At 53.0% G+C, this 24,761-nt stretch carries 22 protein-coding genes; 9 read left to right on the plus strand and 13 right to left on the minus strand.

Annotation, left to right across the window (positions count from 1 at the left end; translation table 11 throughout):
* Positions 1–2: 2 nt before the first annotated feature.
* Complete coding sequence (locus D6C13_RS03875) at positions 3–626, plus strand: glutathione S-transferase family protein (RefSeq protein WP_120131520.1); 624 nt, start codon at positions 3–5, stop codon at positions 624–626.
* A gap of 87 nt (positions 627–713) precedes the next feature.
* Here the strand turns inward: D6C13_RS03875 and D6C13_RS03880 are convergent, their stop codons facing one another.
* Positions 714–1,829, minus strand: coding sequence for an SDR family oxidoreductase (locus tag D6C13_RS03880; protein WP_120131521.1), 1,116 nt, complete (start codon positions 1,827–1,829; stop codon positions 714–716).
* 453 nt (positions 1,830–2,282) lie between these two features.
* Between D6C13_RS03880 and D6C13_RS03885 the strand changes: the two genes are divergently transcribed.
* Entirely contained in the window at positions 2,283–3,140 is an 858-nt protein-coding gene (locus tag D6C13_RS03885; protein WP_120131522.1) for a PA4780 family RIO1-like protein kinase, read from the plus strand.
* Between the two features lie 4 nt (positions 3,141–3,144).
* Here D6C13_RS03885 and modA read toward each other — a convergent pair whose 3' ends face one another.
* From modA to D6C13_RS03900, 3 genes are all read right to left on the minus strand, one after another.
* Complete coding sequence (gene modA, locus D6C13_RS03890) at positions 3,145–3,885, minus strand: molybdate ABC transporter substrate-binding protein (RefSeq protein ID WP_120131523.1); 741 nt, start codon at positions 3,883–3,885, stop codon at positions 3,145–3,147.
* 47 nt (positions 3,886–3,932) lie between these two features.
* Entirely contained in the window at positions 3,933–5,021 is a 1,089-nt protein-coding gene (locus tag D6C13_RS03895) for an ABC transporter substrate-binding protein (protein WP_120131524.1), read from the minus strand.
* Positions 5,022–5,118: 97 nt separating this feature from the next.
* On the minus strand, positions 5,119–5,751 hold the full coding sequence (locus tag D6C13_RS03900; RefSeq protein WP_120131525.1) for a LysE family translocator: 633 nt from the start codon (positions 5,749–5,751) through the stop codon (positions 5,119–5,121).
* 156 nt (positions 5,752–5,907) lie between these two features.
* Here D6C13_RS03900 and D6C13_RS03905 point away from each other — a divergent pair, with 156 nt between their 5' ends.
* Positions 5,908–6,711: an inositol monophosphatase family protein gene (locus tag D6C13_RS03905; protein WP_120131526.1), complete on the plus strand. Its 804-nt coding sequence runs from the start codon at positions 5,908–5,910 to the stop codon at positions 6,709–6,711.
* A gap of 66 nt (positions 6,712–6,777) precedes the next feature.
* On the opposite strand, the gene D6C13_RS03910 is transcribed toward D6C13_RS03905, so the two are convergent.
* Entirely contained in the window at positions 6,778–8,871 is a 2,094-nt protein-coding gene (locus D6C13_RS03910; protein ID WP_120131527.1) for a putative bifunctional diguanylate cyclase/phosphodiesterase, read from the minus strand.
* A gap of 267 nt (positions 8,872–9,138) precedes the next feature.
* On the opposite strand from D6C13_RS03910, the gene D6C13_RS03915 reads away from it, so the two are divergent.
* The 4 genes from D6C13_RS03915 to cspE all read left to right on the plus strand — a co-directional run bounded on the left by D6C13_RS03915 (position 9,139) and on the right by cspE (position 15,340).
* Positions 9,139–9,807: a glutathione S-transferase family protein gene (locus tag D6C13_RS03915; RefSeq protein WP_120131528.1), complete on the plus strand. Its 669-nt coding sequence runs from the start codon at positions 9,139–9,141 to the stop codon at positions 9,805–9,807.
* 530 nt (positions 9,808–10,337) lie between these two features.
* The gene (locus D6C13_RS03920; RefSeq protein WP_120131529.1) at positions 10,338–11,705 is read left to right on the plus strand and encodes an NCS2 family permease; all 1,368 of its coding nucleotides are present in this window, start codon (positions 10,338–10,340) and stop codon (positions 11,703–11,705) included.
* 687 nt (positions 11,706–12,392) lie between these two features.
* Positions 12,393–14,042 (plus strand): Na+/H+ antiporter, encoded by a 1,650-nt coding sequence (locus D6C13_RS03925; RefSeq protein ID WP_120131530.1) that lies wholly within the window; start codon positions 12,393–12,395, stop codon positions 14,040–14,042.
* 1,085 nt (positions 14,043–15,127) lie between these two features.
* Positions 15,128–15,340, plus strand: coding sequence for a transcription antiterminator/RNA stability regulator CspE (gene cspE / locus D6C13_RS03930; protein WP_120131531.1), 213 nt, complete (start codon positions 15,128–15,130; stop codon positions 15,338–15,340).
* 103 nt (positions 15,341–15,443) lie between these two features.
* On the opposite strand, the gene D6C13_RS03935 is transcribed toward cspE, so the two are convergent.
* Positions 15,444–16,337 (minus strand): LysR family transcriptional regulator, encoded by an 894-nt coding sequence (locus D6C13_RS03935; RefSeq protein WP_120131532.1) that lies wholly within the window; start codon positions 16,335–16,337, stop codon positions 15,444–15,446.
* Positions 16,338–16,481: 144 nt separating this feature from the next.
* Between D6C13_RS03935 and D6C13_RS03940 the strand changes: the two genes are divergently transcribed.
* On the plus strand, positions 16,482–16,904 hold the full coding sequence (locus tag D6C13_RS03940; RefSeq protein ID WP_120131533.1) for a CidA/LrgA family protein: 423 nt from the start codon (positions 16,482–16,484) through the stop codon (positions 16,902–16,904).
* Positions 16,897–17,586: an LrgB family protein gene (locus D6C13_RS03945; RefSeq protein ID WP_120131534.1), complete on the plus strand. Its 690-nt coding sequence runs from the start codon at positions 16,897–16,899 to the stop codon at positions 17,584–17,586. The genes D6C13_RS03940 and D6C13_RS03945 overlap by 8 nt, the downstream gene beginning before the upstream one ends.
* A 407-nt stretch (positions 17,587–17,993) precedes the next feature.
* Here D6C13_RS03945 and D6C13_RS03950 read toward each other — a convergent pair whose 3' ends face one another.
* The 7 genes from D6C13_RS03950 to lpxP all read right to left on the minus strand — a co-directional run bounded on the left by D6C13_RS03950 (position 17,994) and on the right by lpxP (position 24,584).
* On the minus strand, positions 17,994–18,755 hold the full coding sequence (locus D6C13_RS03950; RefSeq protein WP_120131535.1) for an amino acid ABC transporter ATP-binding protein: 762 nt from the start codon (positions 18,753–18,755) through the stop codon (positions 17,994–17,996).
* Between the two features lie 8 nt (positions 18,756–18,763).
* Positions 18,764–19,873 (minus strand): amino acid ABC transporter permease, encoded by a 1,110-nt coding sequence (locus D6C13_RS03955; protein ID WP_425272693.1) that lies wholly within the window; start codon positions 19,871–19,873, stop codon positions 18,764–18,766.
* A gap of 9 nt (positions 19,874–19,882) precedes the next feature.
* Positions 19,883–21,061: an amino acid ABC transporter permease gene (locus D6C13_RS03960; protein ID WP_120131667.1), complete on the minus strand. Its 1,179-nt coding sequence runs from the start codon at positions 21,059–21,061 to the stop codon at positions 19,883–19,885.
* Between the two features lie 102 nt (positions 21,062–21,163).
* A complete protein-coding gene (locus D6C13_RS03965; RefSeq protein ID WP_120131536.1) occupies positions 21,164–22,189 on the minus strand; it encodes an amino acid ABC transporter substrate-binding protein in 1,026 nt (341 codons plus the stop codon).
* Positions 22,190–22,561: 372 nt separating this feature from the next.
* Positions 22,562–23,248: a CTP synthase C-terminal region-related (seleno)protein gene (locus D6C13_RS03970; protein WP_120131537.1), complete on the minus strand. Its 687-nt coding sequence runs from the start codon at positions 23,246–23,248 to the stop codon at positions 22,562–22,564.
* 146 nt (positions 23,249–23,394) lie between these two features.
* On the minus strand, positions 23,395–23,580 hold the full coding sequence (locus D6C13_RS03975) for a hypothetical protein (protein WP_120131668.1): 186 nt from the start codon (positions 23,578–23,580) through the stop codon (positions 23,395–23,397).
* Positions 23,581–23,666: 86 nt separating this feature from the next.
* Positions 23,667–24,584, minus strand: a complete 918-nt coding sequence (lpxP, locus tag D6C13_RS03980) for a kdo(2)-lipid IV(A) palmitoleoyltransferase (RefSeq protein WP_120131538.1) — start codon at positions 24,582–24,584, stop codon at positions 23,667–23,669.
* Positions 24,585–24,761: the final 177 nt, after the last annotated feature.

The raw sequence follows: 24,761 nt of genomic DNA on the forward strand, positions 1-24,761 counted from the left end.
TCATGCTGAAGATTCTGGGTAAATCACCGTCGATCAATGTGCGCAAAGTGTTGTGGACCTGCGACGAACTGGGGCTGGATTACGAGCAGGAGCAGTTTGGCGCAGGTTTTCAGTCTACGCAGACAGAGGAATTTACAGCGCTGAATCCGAATGCGATGGTGCCAGTGGTGCTCGACGGCGAATTCGTCCTGTGGGAATCCAACGTGATTTGCCGCTATCTGGCGGCGCGGGAAGGGCGTGAGGATTTGCTGTCATCCGATCCGAAACGTCGTGCGCTGACGGAACAGTGGATGGACTGGCAGGCCGGTGAGCTGAATAACGCCTGGCGCTATGCGTTTCCGGCGCTGGCGCGCAACAGTCCGCAACATCAGGATCCGGCACTGATTGATGCCGGTGTCAGCGAATGGAACCGTCATATGCAGATGCTGGAAGAACAGCTGCAGCGCAGCGGCGATTATATACTGGGGGATAATTTCACCCTGGCAGATATTCCGCTCGGGCTGGCGGTGAACCGCTGGTCGATGACGCCGATGCCCCGTCCGGCGTTACCGGCAGTGACGGCGTACTATGACCGGCTGAATCAGCGCGAAGGTTTTCGTCAGTATGGTCGTAATGGTCTGGTATAAGAACTGGCAGCAAAAATATGACGCAGCAATGTCCCGTGCTGCGTCATGTTGTCTAAATATATTTCTAATATTTAACTGCCGTTGGGATTATTTAAAATCCACCCGCATCAGTTCACTGATTGATTGTCCCCGCGTAGAGGTTACACACTTATCAATATAACTTTTAAAAGCAGTGGGTTTAGGAATGCCCATATTCAATAAGCGTGAGTTATCAAATTTCACATTTAATTGTGCAAAGCCGCCGTAAAGTTTAATGGCGCGTAAAATGATTTTGTCATTACACGGGCCAAGCACATCTTTAAATTGTTTACGGATGCCGGTGAAGTCCTGGTAACTGATCTGCTCATATTCACTGATAATACGCGGGGCGTTATTTGCTTTCGCCACGGATGTATCAATTTCATGGAATGGCGTACACATTTCCTCACCGGAAGAAATATGATAGAAATTATGGCTGAGCTCGGTCGCCAGACATAATTTGGCCAGTACCATTGCGCAATAATCTACCGGAATAACATCCACCTGATCGTCGAGCGTACAGGTAAATTTCTTCAGTTTTATCGCCATCATAAACACCCAGAAAATGCTGCTCGAAGGCTGGCAGCCGTGCTGGGTGTGACCGACGATAATCGACGGACGTGCGACGACAAACGGCAGTGACGGGCATTCTGTACGCACCCGGTTTTCGATGGCGCGTTTGGATGCGGTGTATTGCACCAGGTCTTCGTTCTGCTCGTTATCCGGCATGCCTTCATAGAATACGCTGTCTTTATCCGGCATGGAGGCCATCGCCGTGCCGACATGCACAAATCTTTGCAGCCCTCTGACCTGCGCCATGCGTTTGGCAAAGACCAGCGAGCCTTCAACATTCACCCGCCACATGGCCGGATTATTACCGAATGAAGCAATGGCGGCACAGTTAATGACATGGGTGACATTATCTAAACGCGGATCCAGAATAAAACTTGCCGGCTCAGCTAAATCACCGGTTAATATTGACTGTTCGCTCAGCGCGGAAAGCTGTTCATCACTGAGTTCAAATTTCTTTAAATTATCGATAATTCTGGCGAGTCCCGTCGCATTATCGTCAGCCCTGACTAAAAGTAGTAATTTGTTTTTGGTGGTTAATTGCTGACGCAGAAAATATTCAACAACAGCTCCGCCAACAAAACCAGTGGCGCCGGTAATTAATAGAGTGTTCATAATAGACAACCTGCAACGGGAAATTACCGGCACAGTACCACCACCATTCTAAACGGAGCGTATACCGTTTCCTGACCTTAATAAACGAAGACTAAACAGTACGGAAAGCTCAAATCACGGAAAAAGTTCCGGTGACATTAAAATATAATAACTGGCAGAACTTATTTACAGTGAGAAATAATTATCAGGCGAGAAGTAATTATTTAAGTCAAATTTACAGCGGCGGTGCGCAGGGGGGAAACACCGACACCGGGAGTCTTCTTTTTTACGCAGAATGACAATAACCTGTGTGCAGAAAGTATCCACTCTATCGCCACTGCGTTAAACTGTACCCCTGAAAGCAGTAAGCGATAAGGATTAAGAAAGGATGACGCGAACGGCGTGTCTGGTGTGTAATGAAGGGAATATTGCGCAGGTCATTCCCTCATGCGCTGAAATAAGGTACAAGGCTGCATGAAAATCCCAAATAGAATCCAACCTCTGGTGGATGACGGCCTGATTGATGATGTGGTCCGTCGACTGAAAAGTGGCAAAGAGGCCGACGTGTACACCGTTTTATGCGGTGAAGAGATCCGTTGTGCCAAAGTTTATAAGGAAGCAACGCAACGTAGCTTCAAACAGGCCGTGCAGTATCAGGAAGGCCGAAAGGTGCGTAACAGCCGCAACGCGCGTGCGATGCAAAAGGGCACTAAATTCGGACGTAAACAGCAGGAGGAGTCCTGGCAAACGGCGGAAGTCGATGCACTGTTTCGTCTGGCAAATGCCGGTGTGCGCGTACCGCAGCCCTACATTTGTCTCGATGGCGTGCTGCTGATGGAGCTTATCACCGATGCCGATGGTGTGGTCGCACCGCGCCTCAGTGATGTCATCCTGAGTGAAGAAGAAGCCGTCGCAGATTTCGCAACCATGATCCGCAATATCGTGCGCATGCTTTGTGCCGGTATCGTTCACGGGGATTTGTCAGAATTTAACGTGCTGATGGATGCCGACGGGCCGGTGATTATCGACCTGCCGCAGGCCGTCGATGCCGCTGCCAATAACCATGCCGAATCGATGTTTGAGCGCGATGTGAATAACATGACGGAGTACTACAGTCAGTTCGCACCGCAGTTGCTGGCAACGCGCTATGCCAAAGAAATTTGGGCATTGTACGAAGACGGCAAACTGACACCGGAATCACCGCTGACCGGCTTGTTTGCCGAAGATACGCATAAAGCGGACGTGGATTCACTGCTCGATGAAATCATTGCCGCCGAAGATGAGTATTATGATCGTCAGCGGGCAATGAAGGAACGCGATTTAGATCATTAAGTCTTTATTCCGGCATCACCGAATGCTTTCCGCAAAAACCGGCGTTCTGCAAAATATGCTGGCCGGTTTCTGAAAGAATAAATTCTGCCAGCGGTTTCCCTTTTTCGGTGCAGGTGGCCAGCGCGTAGATGGCGCGGACATTGTAATCTGCCGGAACGTTGAAAACTTCCAGCTCGTCATTCTCCCGCAGCAGCGTGGCATAACTGGTATAGCCGATAAACACATCGGCTTGTCCGCTGCAAATCAGCCATTCCGCCGCCAGTTTCCCTTCCGGCACTTTGGCTGATTTCTCACCGCCCACCAGCCGTAAGGCCTTATTGCGCAAGGTTTCTCCGGCCCCCGGATGGCGACGCTCAATATTTTCAAACATCTGCCAGGTATAGTCGCCGGAGGGATCACTTTTTGGCGTAGATGTCGCCAGCCGGAAACGCGAATCGAGTAATACCTTCAGCCAGCTGAGCGTTTCCAGTTCCGGCACTTTTCGCGCAGTCACACACAGGCTGTTGCCGCAAAAATTGTCCACTGACAGCGCTTTACCATGCTGCTGTAACGCCAGCGGGTGCGACGTATTGGCACTAGCAAACAGGTCGACTTTTTCTCCCTGCTCGATGCGCTCACGTAAAAGCCCGGCAGGGCCGAACTGTGCATTCACTTTCGTGCCGGTTTCTTGAGTAAAGGCTTCACACAACGGTTGCCATGCCCGGCGCAGGCTACCTGCGGCCAGCACTTTGATTGAATTTGTCATCAGGTCTCCTTGTCACATTACCTCAACAATAAACGCCGGGGATGAGGTTATTTCCCCGCGCGCGCCGCGTCTGCCGCGGGTTTAAAATCCGTCCGGTAGAAGCGCTGGTAATACGCGTCTGCCTGTTTTTGCATATCGATGTCTGCGAATTTTTGCGGATACAGTTTTTTCGCCATCCACAGTTCACCGATCGCCAGCGCTTCGGGCATCGGGTAGCCCCAGGCTTTGGCGTATTCCGGCATCAGATAAACACGATGATTTTTAACGGCATCAATACTTTGCCATTGCGGATCACTGTTGATCTGCCCGACCACTTCCGGATATCTGTCCTGCACGAATATGACCTGCGGATCCCAGGCGATCACCTGTTCCATCGCCACCTGTTTGAACCCTTTCACGGTGGCGGCGGCCACGTTCATCGCACCGGCATGTGACATCATCAGCCCGGTATATTTACCGGAGCCGTAAGTGGTCAGGTCTGGATTTGCCATGTACGTGCGGATCCGCTGTTCAGGCGGAATGTCTTTGAGACGCCCGGCGGCCAGCTGGCGCTCTGAAAAAGTATAGTCGATCAATTCCTGAGCCTGTTTCTGGTGATTAACCACTTCACCAATCAGCGCGATGCCTTTCCTTAACCCTTCGCTGTACGCCTTATCTTCATCAGGCAGCACCGGATTCATTTTGTGTTCTTCGCCTTTGGGATCATCACGCAGTGAAATCGCGACTACCGCAATACCGGCCTGGCTGATCTGGTCGATCATTTCCTGCGGCGCGTAGTTGGTGACAAAAACCACCTGCGGATGCAGCGCTACCACGCTTTCCAGATTTACGCTGGTCAGGTCGCCCACTTCCGGCGTTTTTGCAAGCTCTGGTGCGAGACGCACATAACCGCTGCCCAGCTGTTTCTGCCAGTTATTCAGCACGCCGACGATGTCTTTAGTGGCATCGAGCTGAACCAGCAGATTCAGGGTCTGATGTTGAAGAACAACCACGCGGTCCACTTGATTGGGGATCGTGACCTGACGGCCCAGCTGGTCAGTTATCTGGCGAGAGGCCAAAGCGGAAGGGGAGGCAAAGCTCAGGGCAAGCCCGAGCAGGGCGACCGAAGGTAAAAAGCGGGATGATAATGCGCGCACGGATAAATCCTCTGGTTTCGTTGTGCAGAGGATTATATAGCGTTGGCCGCTAAGTGAATATGATCGGTGACAACGGACAGTTTTTATAAACTCAACGCTATTTACGACCGTCGAGCAGCATACGCACCGCCAGCCCGCCCAGAACCGCGCCCATGAACCAGCGCTGAAGCACCATCCACAAAGGGCGCCCCGCGAGGAAGATGGCGATATAACCGGCTGACAGGGCGATCAGCGCGTTAACGGTCGCACTGATCAGTATTTGCGAGCAGCCCAGGATCAGCGACTGCGTCAGTACATGACCCTGACCCGGCACGAGAAACTGCGGCAGTAACGTCAGGTACAGGACTGCCACTTTCGGATTCAGCAGGCTGGTCACCAGCCCCATGCTGAAGAGTTTTTTATTGCTGTCGCGTGGCAGGTCTTTAACCTGAAACGGCGAGCGGCCGCCAGGTTTTACCGCCTGCCATGCCATATACAGCAGATACGCTGCGCCGCCGATGCGCAGGGTGTCATAGGCGAACGGCACCGCCATGAGCAGCGCAGTAATACCCAGCGCGGCGAACAGCATATAAAACAGAAAGCCCAGCACCACTCCCCCGAGTGAGATCAGGCCTGCCTTTGGCCCCTGACACAGTGAACGCGAAATCAGGTAGATCATGTTCGGGCCGGGCGTTAACACCAGTCCGAGGCAAATCAGTATAAAGGGGATCAGGTGGGCGGCATCAGGCATGCAAATCTCCGGCGAAAAGCAGAAAAGTTAAGCACACAGATATAGAGTGTTTTGCGCTGTTTAAGCAAGCGTCAGGTTGTCATTTTTTATTCATCGGTTCTGGTGCATTCTATGGCAATGACTTTTCTCCTTCAGACTGAATATTCAGGATTTATGATGATCAACACGACGATGTCCCTCCGTCTGACGATGGCCAGCCAAATTGCGGCACAGGCGGCTGAGCTGGCGCTGAGCTTTTTTAACCGCCGGGACACCATTGAGGTCAGCAGCAAACGCACGCAGGATTTCGTTTCAGAGGCGGATGTGGCGGTCGAGAAGTTTATCCGTGGTCAGCTGGCAGAACATTTCCCGCAAGACGCCATTATCGGTGAGGAGCTCGGCGGCGTGCTGACAGAGGCACCTTGCTGGGTGATCGACCCCATTGACGGCACGTCGAATTTTTTGCGCGGTTCGCCGCTGTGGGGGGTGTCGCTCGGGCTGGTGGAGAACAAAAAGCCGGTGATGGGCATTGTCGCGCTGCCGGTATTAAACGATCTGTTTGCCGCAGAATCCGGAAAGGGGATTTTCCATAACGGTAAGCCTTTTCGCCGTGATGACCGTTTTGGCGATGTGCAAGTGGTTTCCCTCGGTGACAGTTCTGACGATAAGCTGGCGGAAGCGTCGGCATTTTATCAGGGGCTCCGCGCCGCTGACTGGTCGGTGCATTGCTATCGCTGTACGACCATCGGCATGGTGTTTGCCGCTAAAGGCATTATCGACGGACATCTGCAACGCCGCACGACACTGTGGGACATTGCCGGTGGCGCTGTGCTTTGCCAGGAAGCCGGACTGCAAACCGTGGTGAAATTCGCGAAAGCGCCGGACGGTAGCGACAATTACCGGCATATGTCAGTGGCGGCCGGAACGCCGAATCTGATGTCTGACATTGCGCCGTTATGGCCGGACTTTGAACCGAAGTAAACCGAAATAAATGCGTTGAATTGCTTTCGCTGCGCGCTTATCCCGCACAGCGAAAGCAGGGAGTCATTACGCTTTCTGTTTGATGGTGAGCTGCGGTTCCCAGTCGGTAGCGGGATGTTGGGCAATCTGTTGCGGTGTCATCGGACGCCCGAGCAGATAGCCCTGTAACGTGTCGCAGCCCAGTTGCGTCAGGAAATCCTGCTGCTGGGTCGTTTCCACGCCTTCGGCTACCACTTTCAGATTGAGGGTTTGGCCGAGAGCGATGATCGCCGAAACAATGCTGGCGTCTTCGCTGCCCGCGATCAGGTCATTAATAAATGCCCCGTCGATTTTCAGTTCGCTGGCTGGCAGACGCTTGAGGTACAGCAGGCTGGAATAGCCGGTACCGAAATCGTCAATTGAGGCCTTCACGCCAAACCGGGTCAGCCGCTCCAGAATTTCCACGCTGACGTCCGGATTGCGCATTGCGGTGGTTTCGGTGACTTCCAGCGTCAGCATTTCCGGTGGGATCTGATGGCGTTCAATCGTCTCAATCACCATTTCGACCAGATTCGACTGTTCAAATTGCAGCGTGGAAAGATTGACCGCCACCGTCCAGGAGGTGTGTCCTTCCAGATGCCATTCGCGCAACTGGCGGCAGGCTTCATTGAGCACCCATTCGCCCATCGGGATAATCAGCCCGGTTTTTTCCGCCAGTGGCAGGAACACGTCTGGGCTCAGGGTGATACCGTCACGTTCCCAGCGCAGCAGCGCCTCAAAACCACTCACCGGCCCGTAAGGCGCGATAAATTTCGGCTGATAGTGCAGACGCAGTTCGTGGTGTTCGATAGCGAGGCGCAAATCATTGAGCATCTGTAGCTGGTTTTGCGCGTTGGCATTCATCGAAGGCTGGAAGAAGCTGTGCCCGTTGCGGCCGGAGTTTTTGGTGTGATACATCGCCGCATCGGCATTAAGCATCAGCTCGCGTTCATTTTCGCCGTCGCCCGGATACACCGCGATACCGACGCTGGCGGAAACCAGCAGCTCGTAACGGGAGACGTAAAACGGACGGGCGATCATATGCACCAGTTTATCGGCTAACTGAGACGCATCCGTCGGCTCGGCGATTTCCACCAGCAGGACAAATTCATCGCCGCCCAGACGGGCCAGCGTGTCTGCCGCGCGCAGCTGAGATTTCAGCCGTTCGGTGACAGAAATTAACAGCTGATCGCCGATGTGATGCCCGAAAGCATCGTTAACGGCCTTGAATCCGTCGAGATCTAAAAACAGTACCGCAAACTGAGATTCTCCCCGCGAGGCTTTCTGAAACGCCTGACTGAGGCGGTCTTCCAGCAACAGGCGGTTCGGCAGACGGGTCAGATTGTCATGCAGCGCCAGCTGAGTCAGCTCGCGGTTAGCCTGCGCCAGCGACGATGCCAGAATCGACGTGCGTGCCTGCATCCGGCCATCAAGAATGGAAATAATCAGCGTGATCGCCAGAATGGCCAGCGTCACCACAATCACCAGCAGCGCCAGCCAGTTGTTATCCACGCCACTGAACGCCGCCATGCTGTGGCTGTCCATCGGGAATTCGGCGGCAGCCATGCCGATATAGTGCATACCGACAATCGCCGTGCCCATGACAACGGCGGCACTGATGCGCAACAGACGCACATTCGGCGACTGCTGGCGCAGATGGAACGCCATCCACAGCGCCGCACCGGAGGCGACAATCGCCACCACGACGGATAATGTGACCCAGCGGAAGTCATAAACAATCGGCGGCATCATCAGCATCGCTGACATGCCGGTGTAATGCATGGCTGCAATACCGCCGCCCATCAGCAACGCGCCGGCCAGCAAACGCCGGACAGGCAACTCTTGCAGGCAGACCAGCCAGAGCGCAAACGCCGAAGAGATAATCGCGATCAGCATGGAAAGCAGCGTAATAACCGGGTCGTAACCCATTGGCATAGAAGAATTAAAGGCCAGCATGCCGATGAAATGCATCGACCAGATACCGATGCCCATTGCAATAGCGCCACCAATTAACCAAAGTCGGGAAGCCCTTCCCTCCGTGGTGGCAACCCGGCCAGCCATATCAAGCGCGGTATAAGAGGCAAGCATTGCAACAATGAACGAAAACATCACAAGCACATTGTTGTAATTACTGGAAAACATGTAAGGCTCCACAAACATAGAGTCGAAAGCGACGGGCTGATTTTTATCCGGCGATAATGGCATTAAGATTTATTAAAGGCGAATGAAGTTACGATAATTTTTTTCGTGTAATTAAGATTAATCCGTAAGTGATTTTAATCAAATAAAAAGATTTTCGCGGTATTAATCCGGATAAATACCAGGGTTTTTAAAACGATTGTGATACGGGCATTGAAAGCGTTGTCTATAGTTAACAAATAATTAAATACCCAAGGGCAGAAGACATTTATGTTAACAGTTCATCATTTAGATAATTCCCGATCACAGCGAATCTTATGGATGCTCGAAGAATTGAGTGTCCCCTATGAAGTACAACGATATCAGCGGGATGCCGAAACGATGCTGGCACCTGCATCGCTTAAGAAAATCCATCCTTTAGGCAAATCACCGGTACTTGAAGACAACGGCCTGATCCTTGCGGAATCCGGCGCCATTATCGAATATTTGCAGGAAGTTTATGATGCGGCTGGCACGCTTAAACCGTCGGCGTTCGCCGAGCGTCAGCAGTACCGCTACTGGATGCATTATGCAGAAGGTTCGCTGATGCCGTTGCTGGTCATGAAGCTTATTTTCGGCCGCTTAGGTAAGCCGCCAATGCCGTGGCTGATCCGCCCGATCGGCAGTGCCATCGGGCAGGGCGTGCAGAAAAACTATCTCGATAAGCAGATTTATACTCACCTGGATTATCTCGAGCAGCATCTGACCACCCATCCTTATTTTGCCGGTTACCAGTTCAGTGCCGCCGACATTCAGATGAGTTTCCCAATTGAAGCCGTCAGTGCCCGTACCGGTCTTGGAAAATACCCACATATAAATGCATGGCTTTCTAATGTCACAGCCAGACCGGCTTATCAGCGGGCACTGGAAACGGGCGGCCCTTTGAATATCCTGCGTTAGTTATTTTTAAGTGGCCGATAAATTTTAAGGAAAACGTTCGGGCATTTTCGTCGCCGGAACGTTCTCCCTTTTTATATTTAGGGATGTTTATTCGTGGCCGGTAATTTGCGCAATCAGCGCCATCAAAAAATAACCCTTAATAAATGTCATGTTATTTCCCCTCCGCTCTGTTGCGTCTTGTCATGTGGCAGTCACCCTGATTTGCCCTTTCGGTATCCTGGAAGATGAACCGCGCGCAACCGATACCGCACAGCAAACCGTCAGACGGATAAATTTACAACACAACCGCGTTTTTATTGACCAGACAACGGTAAATTGTCGGCGAACGGAGTTGAAATGGGAGTGGTAAAGGCCGGATAATCGTTTGCGTTAATTTTTGTCCCGCCATACGCGATGCGAGTTAAACGTTTGCTTTGCCGTTCTGACGCCTGTTTTGGCGATTTCAGGCGACAAATAAGGAAGTGAACGTGCAGAAACGGTTTCATAATGACCACGCCGGCTAATAAGTAGAGACATTCAGAGGATTTTCCATGTCGAGTCAACACACTCAGACGGGCAGCGCTGTTGCGCCAAAGGGCCCGTTTGATGCTTTTTTCAAAATCAGTGCGCGTGGCAGTAATGTCCGCCAGGAAGTGATCGCTGGCTTAACAACGTTTCTGGCGATGGTGTATTCGGTCATCGTTGTGCCGTCAATGCTCGGTAAAGCAGGCTTTTCGCCAAGCGCCGTGTTTGTCGCGACCTGTCTGGTGGCCGGTTTTGGCTCGTTGCTGATGGGGCTGTGGGCAAATCTGCCGCTGGCCATTGGTTGCGCTATTTCTCTGACTGCCTTTACCGCCTTTAGTCTGGTGCTCGGCCAGCACATCAGCGTACCGGTTGCCCTCGGCGCGGTATTCCTGATGGGGGTATTGTTCACCATTATCTCGGTGACCGGCATCCGTTCGTGGATATTGCGCAATCTGCCGGTCGGCGTTGCGCACGGTACCGGCATCGGCATCGGCCTGTTCCTGTTGCTGATCGCGGCCAACGGTGTCGGCCTGGTGGTGAAAAATCCGCTGGACGGCTTACCTGTCGCACTGGGCGCGTTCACTTCTTTCCCGGTGATCATGACGCTGCTCGGACTGGCGGTGATTTTCGGCCTTGAGAAACTGCGCGTTCCCGGAGGCATTTTGCTGGTGATTATCGCGATTTCCATTATTGGTCTGATTTTCGATCCTGCCGTTAAATATCAAGGTTTGTTCGCGATGCCTTCTCTGGCAGGCGCTGACGGCAAATCAGTGATTTTCGACCTCGACATCATGGGCGCACTGAAAGCCGCAGTATTGCCAAGCGTTCTGGCGCTGGTCATGACAGCGGTATTTGATGCCACCGGCACCATCCGCGCGGTCGCCGGTCAGGCGAACCTGCTGGATGAAAACGGCCAGATCATCAGCGGCGGCAAAGCCCTGACGGCTGACTCTGTGAGCAGCATTTTTGCGTCACTGGTCGGCGCATCACCCGCGGCGGTTTACATCGAATCGGCAGCCGGTACGGCGGCGGGCGGCAAAACCGGCCTGACCGCGACGGTGGTCGGCGTACTGTTCCTGCTGATGTTGTTCCTGTCGCCGCTGTCTTATCTGGTGCCGGCTTACGCTACCGCACCGGCGCTGATGTACGTCGGTCTGCTGATGCTCAGCAACGTCACCAAGCTGGATTTCAACGATTTTGTGGATGCCATGTCCGGCCTGCTGTGCGCGGTGTTCATCGTGCTGACCTGTAATATCGTCACAGGCATCATGCTCGGTTTCAGCTCGCTGGTGATTGGCCGTATTTTCTCCGGCGAATGGCGGAAACTAAACCTGGGTACGGTGATTATCGCCGTAGCGCTCGTGGTGTTTTATGCGGGTGGATGGGCGATTTAATGCCTGGCCGGGCATCAGGCGGCTTTGGCCGGTTGCACCGGCAGGCCGACCGAGAAAATTTCGGTTTCTCACCTGCGGTGATCGCTTAACGCGCTGCGCCGAAACCGACCAGAGGGGAAAGGCTTTTCCCCTCTGAACTCCCCTCGCTTTTTTCAACAAGCGCTCCGCTTGCTGGTTATGTTTCAGCAACCGCTGCGACAGGCTGGAAATCTTGCCGCTGAGCGGTTCCCTCTCTCGGTCCTGAAGCCCTGGATCTTCAGGCCGCTCCGTTCGGCAAGATTTCTGAAACGCCCGCACGATCTTAAAATCAACGGCAGACTGTTTTTATCTTTTAGATAAGTTTATTGGCGAGCTCAAAAATGGCACTGAATGAATGGTTCGAGACTTGGGGCTCGAATCCTGAAATTCGGGAATCGCGTAGCGATGACATTTTGCGCCACCCGCAGATGTGCCAGAACATGTCCGTCATACCTGCGATAGCGAGCAGTTTAAAAACGCAGGATTCCAAAGGGTTTCGTTTAAAACCCTTTGGGCCAGTGTGGGCGGCGAGCCCGCGGTGTTGACCTTGAGTTTAAGCACGCACTGATTTAAATCTCATCCCATTTTGATCTACTATTCCAAGGTTCGCTCCGGACTCACTCACCTGCGTCCGGCTGAAATTCATAAAAACAAGAGTCTAAGGAAAGCATGGAAATATTCTTTACCATTCTGATTTTGATTCTGGTGGTGTCGCTCTCCGGTATCGTCACCAGAATGTTGCCGTTTCAGGTTCCTCTTCCATTAATGCAGATTCTCGTCGGTGCTTTGCTGGCGTGGCCCAATTTTGGCCTGCATGTGGACTTCGATCCGGAACTGTTTCTCGTTCTGTTCATCCCGCCATTGCTGTTTGCCGATGGCTGGAAAACCCCGACCCGTGAATTCCTCCACCACGGTCGCGAAATTCTCGGGCTGGCGCTGGTGCTGGTATTACTCACCGTCGTCGGTATCGGTTATCTGATTTATATGATGGTGCCGGATATTCCATTGGTTGCCGCCTTTGCGCTGGCTGCGGTGCTGTCACCGACCGATGCCGTGGCGTTAGGCGGGATTGTCGGGAAGGGGCGTATTCCGAAGTCGATCATGGGCGTGCTGGAAGGTGAAGCGCTGATGAATGACGCATCCGGCCTGGTATCCCTGAAATTCGCTATTGCTGTGGCGATGGGGACGATGATCTTTACCGTCGGTGGCGCGAGCGTTGAGTTCCTGAAAGTGGCAATCGGCGGTCTGATGGCCGGTGTGGCGGTGACCTGGCTGTACAGTAAATCGCTGCGCCTGATGAGCCGCTGGAGCGGTGATGACCCGGCAACGCAAATCGTCTTCCTGCTGTTGTTGCCGTTCGCATCGTATCTGATTGCCGAACACATCGGCGTTTCCGGCATTCTGGCCGCGGTGGCTGCCGGTATGACCATCAGCCAGTCGGGCATTATCCGTAACGCGCCGCTGGCGATGCGCCTGCGTGCGAACAGTGTCTGGGCGATGCTGGAGTTCGTGTTCAACGGTATGGTGTTCATCATGCTGGGCCTGCAATTGCCGGGTATTCTGGAAAATTCGATTGATCAGGCGACGCATGACCCTTCAATCGTAACGTGGCATCTGTTTGCTGACGTCGGGATTATCTATTTTGCGCTGCTGATCCTGCGTTTTGTCTGGCTGTGGGTGATGAAGAATTTCAGCAACCGTTTCCTGAAAAAGAAACCGTTGCTGTTTGGCAGCTACAGTACGCGTGAATTGTGGGTGGCGTCTTTTGCCGGTGTGCGCGGGGCGATTACGCTGGCCGGTGTGCTGTCGATTCCATTATTCCTCGCCGATGGTTCGGCGTTCCCGTCACGCTATCAGCTGGTGTTCCTGGCGACCGGCGTCATTCTGTTCTCGCTGATTGCCGGTGTGATTGCCTTGCCGTTCCTGCTCAAAGGCGTGGTGGTAGCGGATGGTACTGCTTATCGCGAAGAAGAACGCATGGCGAAATCCATTGCGGCGGAAGTGGCGATAGAAAGCCTGCATAAGATGGAAGAGCGTCTGGCGGCGGATACCGAAGAAAACATTGATGAGCAGACGCTGAAGGAAATCAGCTCGCGCGTTATCGGTACGCTGCGGCGGCGTACGGCCAACCGCGATGATATGGAAACCGCGCTGAAGCTGGAAAACCTCGAGCGCCGCTTCCGTCTGACCGCACTGCGCGCTGAACGTGGTGAGCTGTATCATCTGCGTGCGACGCAGAAAATCAGCAACGAGACGCTGCAAAAACTGCTGCACGACCTCGATTTGCTGGAAGCTCTCCTCGTGGAAAAAGAAGTATAACGTCCGCCAGATGAGTGTAAAAAGCCCGCTTTAGCAAGCGGGCCATCACCTGTCCTTGTGAAACTTCGTGGCCTGCCTGCGCCATTAGCTTCAATGGCGCATCCCACGGATAAAGGAATAAGCAACATCTTAAAGCGCGACGATTAACGCATGCTGTTTTTAATAACATGTGTATTAAAACATGTGTATTAAAACATGTTATTAAAAACAGTATTGACACTTTTTTAAAAATCCGTAAATTAGCCATCAACAGCGGCGTTATAGAAGTTTGCTGTTGGAGTTGATTAGTTTTGGATATGTGTAAAGTGTTATTTGCGATAAAGGCCACGAAGTGTTTTTGTATGGGATGTCCGATGTTAAGAGAAGTTTAAAATCTTAAATCGGCAATGCTTTAAGGCTCTGTAGTTGATATATCAAATCGCAAAGTAGTGACGTTAGCGCGACGATGTAAGGCCATGATACAAAGAGTGATTGTTTGCGATATGGGTTTTAGGATTTTTTGGTTAAGTCATCGCAACGAAAGTAAGGCCATGCATCAAAAATATATGTCGCGAGGGGAAATGTACTTGTTTAAGGTGCCATTCTCGAGTTGTATTATCAGAGTGGTGTAGTTTAAACGGGAAATAGAGGGAGGTTTTAGTTAGTATTAACCCGATATTATCTTAATGAACGTGTGCATTTAAAAGCAGTACCATGAGCAGTAATAATCAGTAAGTCCATTAATGTTAAATCTTAAGTTCGTAGTACCTTAAAAGCCCTGACTGCAATGGTCAGGGCTTTTATTGTTTATGCATCACAATGAATTTTCCTCTATCCTCCCCCTCTATTAGTGCTTCGCCGCCATCTGCTTAATTATTCATCAAAAATTAATCCTTGCTTAAAAAATCAAACCAGGCCTATTATGATCGCATCGGTTTGGAACACAGACCTTATGAAAGCAGTTTTAGTAAAGCAGTCCTCATTTCAAGCGTTATCCTAGATACCCCTTCTTCATGAGCCTCCTCCTAAGTGCCCAATAAGTAAAACTCTGCAAAACAGGCCATCTTTGCTGCATAAGCGGCTCAAAAAAATGAAAGGAAGTATCTATGTCTAACAAAATGACTGGTTTAGTAAAATGGTTTAACCCTGAAAAAGGCTTCGGCTTCATCACTCCTGAAGACGGTAGCAAGGACGTGTTCGTACACTTCTCCGCCATTCAGAGCAGCGATTTTAAAACCTTAGACGAAGGCCAAAAAGTGGAGTTCTCTATCGAGAACGGCGCGAAAGGTCCGTCAGCAGTAAACGTTGTCGCGCTTTAATTGCCGATAATTGCGCTAACACTTACGACAGCGATGAAGGCCTGGGCCTGAGCAGATAAGTAATAGTGATAAAAAAACCCGCCTTGAGCGGGTTTTTTCATTTTTATCCGTATTGCGCCGGTTTCCAGTAATCCCGACACAGCGTGATCCACGCCTGCGCACTGTGCGAAAGATAACTGCCCTCATGCCAGATAAGCCCGAGTTGCCAGGGCATCAGCGGATCCAGCGGCAGCCACATCAGCGCGTTTTTATCCAGTCGCTGGCAGACAGGTTCCGGCAAAATCGCCACGCCCATGCCGGTTTGTACCATCGCCGCCAGGAAATCCCACTGGCCGCTGCGTGCGGCAATTTTTGGCGTGAATCCGTGAGCGGAAAACGCATCCATCAGCTGGCGATACAGCGCAAAATCTTCGTTATAAATCAGAATGCTTTCGTCAGCCAGATCGCTAAACCCGACGCGCGTGCGGTTCTGCCAGTGCGGCGTGCGCGGCACTACCACGCACAGCGGATGGCTGAACAACAACATTGAGGCGATGGATGGCACCGCATCGGCGGGCAGGGCGGTCAGCGCCAGATCCAGCTCGCCGGAGATCACCGCCTGTTGCACGGTCAGGCCGCCAAATTCGGAAATTATCAGTTCGATGCCCGGATATTGCTGGCGGAAACTGCCGATCAGTGGCGCGATTTGCGTCCCCACCATCGGGGGAATGCCCAGTCGCAGATGACCCGATTTAAGCGAGTTAATGTCTTCGAGTTCGGCTTCCAGCTGGCGGAATTCTTCGAGGATATTCAGCCCGCGCTGATACAACGCCTGACCACTGTCGGTCAGACGCAAACGCCGTCCTTCACGAACGATCAGCGTGCATTCCAGTTCTTCTTCCAGATGACGCAGCATTTTGCTGATTGTCGGCTGGGTGACAAACAGCTTTTCCGCCGCGCGGGTGAAGCTTTGCTGGCGAACCACTTCGACAAAATAGCGTAAGGTACGGACGTCCATAGGCTGATGTTTTCCCGTTCAGATCGGCAAGTAACAAAGTATTCCAAACTGGAATCATTTTTATGATTTTAATTCATTTCTTTACCGGTTTCCTGCCAGCGTATACTTCATTTTCACACTTTTCCCTCCTTCGAGGTCGTTCCCATGTTGTTGGCGTTGCGCACTAAAGCGCCGTCCCTGCTGATCCGCTGTCAGATCCCCGTTCAGGTGGTGCTGTATGCGGTGTTATTCGTGATTGCCGATCGTCTGGTCACTGCATTACATCTGCCTTTGCCTGCCAATATTGTCGGGATGCTGATGCTATTGCTGCTGATTATGTTCCGCGTGTTGCCGGTGAACTGGGTGAAAGCCGGTTCCCGCTGGCTGCTGGCGGAGATGCTTTTATTTTTCGTACCCGCCGTCGTCGCGGTGGTGAATTACGCTCAGTTGCTGATGATTGAAGGCTGGAAGATCTTCCTGGTGATTGGTGTCAGTACGATTCTGACGCTGGGTGCGACCGCGGTGGTGGTCGATAAAGTTTATCGTCTGGAACAACGTCTGGCGGCGAGGAAGGCGAGCCGTGACTGATTTACTCATCAGCATTTTGTGTTTTGTCATCACGCTCGGGTTGTATTACGCCAACAAAAAACTGTATCGCCAGAAGCGCACTTTGCTGCTGATGCCGCTGGTGTTCACGCCAATTGTGCTGGTGGTGTTGCTGGTGGTGACGCACACGTCGTATCAGGATTACATCGGCGAAACGCACTGGCTGCTGTGGCTGCTCGGGCCTTCAACTATCGCCTTTGCGGTACCGGTTTACGAGAATATGGCGGTGATCCGCCGTCACTGGATGTCGCTGAGTGCGGGCGTGCTGACCGCGATTGTGGTCGCTGTCAGCAGTTCCGTCTGGCTGGCGCGTATGCTGACGTTACCCGAAGAAATCCAGCGCAGTCTGGCGGTGCGTTCCATCACCACCCCGTTCGCGCTGGCGGCGGCGAAGCAAATGGGCGGTCAGCCGGATCTGGTCGCGCTGTTTGTGGTGATCACCGGCGTATTCGGCATGGCGGTGGGCGATATGCTGTTTCTGCGTCTGGCAGTGAAAAGCGGCCTGGCAAAAGGCGCCGGTTTTGGTGCCGCCTCGCACGGGGCCGGCACGGCGCGGGCGTATGAGCTTGGCGAGGAAGAAGGCGTGGTATCGAGCCTGGTGATGATGCTGGCGGGAGTGGTCACGGTGGTGATTGCACCGATGATCGGGGTGATGATGTGGTAATGATCTTTGATTTCAGGTTTCGAGCCGTAGGTCTCGAACCGTTCATTCGGTGCCATTTTTGAGCACGCCAATCAACCTTTCTGAAAGATAAAAAACAATCTTCTTTTGATTTTAAAATTCTGCGGGCGATTCAGGAATCTTGCTGAACGGAGCGGCTTCGAGACCTATGGCTCGAAGACCGAGAGAAGGTACCGCGCAGCGGCAAGATTTCCAGCCTGTCGCTGCGGCAACTGAAACATAGCCAGAGAGCGGAGCGCGCATTTGAAAGACGGGGGAGATCCAAGAGGGGCCCGTCATGGCCCCTCTTGGGCGGTTTCGGCGGCAGCCGCTAAGCGATCAGCGTTATTGAGAAACCGAAACTTTCACAGTCCCGCTCTTAAACGGCGCACTTAAACACCGCCTGGTGTTTAATGAATCACCTGTGCCAGGAACTCCCGTGTTCTCGCTGACTTCGGATTGGCAAAGAACTCCAGCGGCGGGGCTTCTTCTACGATCTCCCCGCGATCCATAAAGATCACCCGATCAGCGACGGTTCTCGCAAATCCCATTTCATGCGTTACACACAACATGGTCATGCCTTCTTCCGCCAGCGTGATCATGGTATCCAGCACCTCTTTCACCATTTCCGGATCAAGCGCCGATGTCGGTTCATCAAACAGCATGATTTTCGGCTTCATACACAACGAACGGGCGATCGCCACGCGCTGCTGCTGGCCACCGGAAAGCTGGCCGGGAAATTTATGCGCATGCTCGGCGATACGCACGCGTTTCAGATAATGCATCGCCAGTTCTTCGGCTTCTTTCTTCGGCATCTTGCGCACCCAGCACGGTGCCAGGGTGCAGTTCTGCAATACGGTCAGATGCGGGAACAGATTGAAGTGCTGGAACACCATGCCGACTTCGGTACGCACGCGCTCGATGTTACGCAAATCATCGTTCAGCTCGGTGCCATCCACCACAATGCGCCCCTGCTGGTGTTCTTCCAGATGGTTGATGCAACGAATGGTCGTTGATTTACCCGAGCCGGAAGGGCCGCACAGCACGATACGTTCGCGCGGTTTGACGCTCAGATTGATGTCTTTCAATACGTGGAATTGTCCGTACCACTTATTCACGTTTTCCAGCGTGATCATCATATTTTGGTTTTCAGTGACTTGATGGTCGCTCATGGTTTACCTCAGTGTGCGGAACGTCCGGTGTGAAAGCGTCTTTCCAGATGCTGGCTATAACGCGACATGCTAAAACAGAAAATCCAGTAGACGGCGGCGGCGAAGACGTAGCCTTCGGTCGACATGCCGAGCCATTCTGGATCGACAGTGGCTTGCTGTACGCTGCTGAACAGGTCAAACAGGCCGATGATGATCACCAGACTGGTATCTTTGAACAGCGCGATGATGGTGTTCACCAGACCCGGTATCACCATTTTCAGCGCCTGCGGCAGAATGACTAATCCCTGCGTTTTCCAGTAACCCAGTGCCAGTGATTCAGCGGCTTCGGTCTGGCCTTTCGGCAGCGCCTGTAAGCCGCCGCGCACCACTTCCGCGACATACGCCGACTGGAACAGCACCACACCCACCAGCGCACGCACCAGTTTGTCGATACTCGTCCCTTCGGTCATAAACAGCGGCAGCATCACCGAGGACATAAACAGCACGGTAATCAGCGGCACGCCGCGCCAGAACTCGATAAACACCACTGAGAGAATGCGCACAATCGGCAGCCGCGAGCGGCGTGCCAGCGCGAGCATAATCCCCAGCGGCAATGCCCCGGCAATACCAACGGCGGCGATGATCAGCGTCAGCGTCAGGCCGCCCCACTGGCGGGTTTCGACGCGGCTCAGGCCAAAGAATCCGCCATACAACATGAACCAGGTGAAAATCGGGAACAGCACCATCCAGCAGGCGATATAACGTCCGCGGCGCGGCATCGCTTTGAAGAAAATGGGTGCCAGTGTGAGCAGTCCGATAATCAGCGTGAGGTTGATGCGCCAGCGCTGATCAAACGGGTATAAGCCATACATAAACTGGCCGAAACGGGCGTGGATAAACACCCAGCAGGCGCCGGCTTTGGTGCAATCAGTTCGCGCCGTGCCGACCCAGTTGGCCTGGAAAATCACCCAGTTCAGCAGCGGAGGGATCAGCAGCCACATCAGCCATAAACAAAACAGCGTCAGCAGACTGTTAAACCAGCTGGAGAACAGATTTTTGCGCGCCCAGAGCACAGCGGTACCCAGCGGCGTACCAGGCTTCACGGCTCTGACTCCGGGAGGAAGTGTTGTCATCGTCATGGGTTTCCCTTAACGCTCGACCAGCGCGATACGCCGGTTATAGATATTCATCAGGAACGAAATCACCAGGCTGATGATCAGGTAAACCGACATAGTGATGGCAATGGTTTCAATCGCCTGCCCGGTCTGGTTGAGGACCGTACCGGCGAACAGCGACACCATATCCGGATAACCAATAGCGGCCGCCAGAGAGGAGTTTTTCACGATGTTGAGGTACTGGCTGGTCAGCGGCGGAATGATCACCCGCATCGCCTGCGGCAAAATTACCTGTCGCAGCGTGACCGGATTCGGCAACCCTAACGAACGGGCGGCTTCATGCTGACCCTGCGAAACCGACTGAATACCGGAGCGGATCACTTCGGCGATAAACGTCGAGGTGTAGACTGAGAGCGCCAGCGTTAACGCCGCCAGTTCCGGGATAAGCACCATGCCGCCACGGAAGTTAAAACCGCGCAGCGCAGGCACATCCCAGTGCAGGGCAGGCCCGAAAATCAGGTGCGCCAGCGCCGGAAATGCAATGAGCATAACAATCGCCCACGGCCAGATATGCCAGACGCGTCCGGTGTGGATCTGGCGGAAATGGTTGTAGCGTTGCAGCGCGACGATGCCAAAAATGGCCAGCAGGAGGGCGATAAAACCCGCCAGACTGCCGGGTGCCAGTTCCGGCGACGGCAGATACAGACCACGGTTGCTGACAAAAGCCAGATCAAACGCGTTCAGGCTCTGACGCGGGCCCGGCAGATTGCGCAGAACAGCGAAATACCAGAAGAAGATTTGCAGCAGCGGTGGAATGTTACGGAACGTCTCGATGTAGACCGTCGAGACTTTACGGATCAGCCAGTTATCGGAAAGACGTCCTAAGCCGATAATGAACCCGAGAATCGATGCAAATACGATACACAGTGCGGAAACCAGCAGAGTATTTAGCAGACCGATAACAAATACGCGGGCGTAAGTGTCGCCTTCCTGGTAGTCAATAAGATGCTGAACAATGCCGAAACCGGCACCTTTTTCAAGAAACGCAAATCCCGAGGTGATCCCTCGTGTAGTCAGATTGGTAATGGTGTTGTGGAGCAGGTAACCCAGACAGGCTACCAGCAACACCACCGCGAAAATTTGGTAAATCCAGGCGCGTACCGCTGGGTTGGCCAGCGAGAACGATGCCTTTACGGTTGGGCGTTGCGACATAAAAACCTCGACCTGCAGGTAAAACAGTGGAAATGATGCACCGGGGAACGACCGGTGCATCAGCTTCCTTAAACACTTTTCAACTTCTTGTAGAAAGGATATTTAGCGGACTGGTGGGGCGTACTGGATGCCGCCTTTGTTCCACAATGCATTCTGGCCACGTTTGATTTTCAGCTCGCTGCCCTGACCGACGTTACGCTCAAAGCTTTCGCCGTAGTTGCCGACCTGTTTAACGATTTTCACTACCCAGTCATTAGGCACTTTCAGATCAGCGCCGTAAGTCCCGGTTTTACCCAGCAGGTTGCTCATGTCAGGTGTGGTCGGGTTTGCCGCCAGCTGATCGACGTTGGCAGAGGTGACGCCCATCTCTTCGGCGTTCAGCATGGCGTACAGTGACCAGCGCACGATAGCCAGCCAGTCTTCGTCGCCACGGCGAACGACCGGACCCAGAGGTTCTTTAGAAATCACTTCCGGCAGAACCACGAAGTCATCCGGTTTGCCCAGTTTGATACGCAGTGCGTACAGCTGAGACTGGTCAGAGGCCAGGGTGTCGCAACGGCCTGAGTCCAGCGCTTTGGCGCTTTCGTCTGAACGGTCGAAGGTCACCGGGGTGTAAGTCATTTTGTTGGCTTTGAAGTAATCAGCCACGTTCAGCTCGGTATCGGTACCTGCCTGCAAGCAGACGGTTGCGCCATCAAGCTCTTTAGCGCTTTTCAGACCGGCTTTCTGGTGAGTCAGGAAGCCGATACCGTCGTAATAGTTTACGCCGGCGAAAATCATCCCCATGCCCGCGTCGCGGGAAGAGGTCCAGGTGGTGTTACGTGACAGGATGTCCACTTCGCCAGACTGCAGGGCGGTGAAACGCTCTTTTGCCGTCAGCGGGGTATATTTCACTTTTTCAGAATCACCAAACACAGCTGCCGCCACTGCGCGACAGAGGTCAACGTCGATACCGGTGAATTTGCCTTTAGAATCCGCATACGAGAAGCCCGGCAGGCCGTCGCTGATGCCGCACTGAACAAATCCTTTCTTTTTAACTGCATCCAGAGTGGTACCCGCATGAGCCTGACCAGCCAGTGTCACGAAGCTTGCTGCGGCAATCAGCGTTGAGAGCAATATTTTTTTCATAAAGCGTCCTGTGAGACAAAACTGAAAATTATTATTGTGTGAGTGCCGGAGCACCCTGTCTGTTTATGGGGCAACGCCCTCTGCACCTGTCATTGCAAAGGGAGTGCCAACATGGAAAACGCCTCATCAATCAAGTCACGCACTGGAATTGCACAGTAACATTGACGGGCGTTATAAAACTTATTGCCCTGTTTAAGTGCGCGGTCAATGTGGCTGCTTTAAATGGGTGCGGATTATTTCAATATTGGAGTGCAGATCGCGGTCTTTGAAGGGAAGGGAAATGCGGTGTCATATTTGGAAAAAAAATGAGGCAAAACGATGTGTAAATCTCTCAGACCGGATGGCCTGAGAGACATTCAGAAACAGGCTGGCTCAGAGAAGGGACTTTATCAGTGCAGCCACCAGCGGCGGAAGCTGACCTTTTAGTGCGGCGCGTTTCGGCTGGAACAGCGTCGCGACAAAAAACGGATGGCCGGGCAGTTCGATGGCGCGAACTTCGCCGGTGGCATCGTGCCCTACCATCAGCAACGGCTGTGCCTCCAGCGCGGTCTGAAAGGCGGGATTTATGCCGTAACGACAGCGATAACCCTCTTCGACTTCCAGTTGGCCATAGGCACGTGCTGGCAGGCTGTCCGGGGTAAAGATGATGGAGTTTTTAACTTCCACCATTTCGCACGACAGGGCGCTGATCACCAGCCGGCCTTCTGTATCGGTTTCGCCGTGTCCGGCATCCTGCCAGTCCATCACGTTGCGGGCGTATTCGATTATCGCATGCTGAAAACCGCCACAGGTTCCAAGGAAAGGCTTGTTGTTTTCGCGGGCAAAACGAATGGCGCTCAGGGCACCTTCGGTGGAGCGATACGGGCTGCCGGGCACACACCAGAAAGCGTCGTAGTTTTGCAAAATCTCAGGGGTGATGGTGTCGGTCGCGAGCCAGTCGGCATGAATTTCAGTGCTGAAGTGTTGTGCTGCAAGGTCGATAGCAAGGGGGATAGCTTGGTGGGCGGTGATCGCGCAGTGGTAGTCTCCGACCAGCGCCAGACGAACAGAGGTTTTCATCACTTCTCTCCAGGGCAGGTAAAAAGAGAGGTTACAGAAAAGCGGTTAATCTGTCGTGAGAATTATTTTCATCGAGCTGTCTGCGCAGATAAAAGCCATTAAAAAAACCCACATGAAGTGGGTTTCTGTCAGGCGACGCTTTCACATCATTCGCCCTTGTCAGCGTTGCCTTTGATGAGCTTACGCGCGGCGGCAATCTGCTCGTTATCCGGTGCTTTTGGTTTGGCTTTGTTCAGTGCTGTGCTGAGGCCGGAACGTCCCCAGAGGTCAAAACTGTCATCCTCTTTGAGATGGTCAAAGATGGAAGGTGTCGCGTCAGGTTTTTTAGCCATGAAAATTACAAATCTCTTATGGATGCGTTCAATGAAAAAGCCCGACGCATTGCATCGGGCTTCTGTTTTATCACGTCTGGCGCTAATCAATAAAGAGAAGGCGTTCCTGCCGGACGGGTTTTAAAGCGGCGGTGCAGCCAGAGATACTGGTCTGGCGCACGCATAATTTCTTTCTCGATCACGCGATTCATGTAAGCCGCAGCGGCCATTTCGTCGTCGATCGGGTAGTCCTGCAATTGCGGCTGAATCACCAGCTCATAGCCTTTACCGAGGGCTTTACGCACCAGCACCACTGTGACCAGCGCAGGTTTCGCCAGACGCGCCAGCATGAAGGTGCCGCTGGTGGTTGCGGCCTGATCAACGGCAAACAGAGGTGCAAAAACGCTGCCGCGCGGGCCGTAGTCCTGATCCGGTGCAAACCAGACTGCTTCGCCTTTTTTCAGCGCGTGAACCATACCGCGTAAATCTTTGCGATCGAGCATGGCCTTGTTGGAGCGCATGCGTCCCCACGTCTGCACGAATTCCATCGCTTTATTGTTGTGCGGACGGTACATCGCCATCATCGGCTGACATAAGCCCATCGCACGGCCACCCAGCTCCAGCGACATGAAATGCACGCCAATCACCAGTACGCCTTGTTTGTTTTCCTGCGCCTTTTTCAGGTTGTGTAGGCCGCTGACGTCAAACCAGCGCTTCACACGGGCATCTGACCAGAACCAGGCCATGCCGGTTTCCAGCAAGCCCATGCCGAGAGATTCAAAGTTACTGACAATTCGCGCTTCAACCTGATCAGAAGGCAATTCCGGGAAGCACAATTGCAGGTTACGGCGGGTGATCGACACACGCCGCTTAAGGAAACGCATTGACGTTCGGCCAAGCCAGAGACCAAGACGGTTTAACACCGGATAAGGCAGCTGAACTAACAGGAACAGGACGCCCAGGCCAAACCAGGTCAGCCAGTAGCGTGGATGTAAAAATGAAGCGCGAAAGCGAGGAGATGTCATAAAAGCCTAATCATCTGCATAAAAAACCGGGGTAACGCGTAAGGAGTTGGCTCAGTCGCGATACGGATTGTCTGACAAAGAGTGAGACAGCGTGTGTCGGCAATCGTTTTTGAAAAGACACAAGTTGACGCATTTTTTTACTCTATCAAGACACTGTTAAAAGGCGGGATCGCGAAG

Source organism: Rahnella woolbedingensis (assembly GCF_003602095.1).
Classification (GTDB): domain Bacteria; phylum Pseudomonadota; class Gammaproteobacteria; order Enterobacterales; family Enterobacteriaceae; genus Rahnella; species Rahnella woolbedingensis.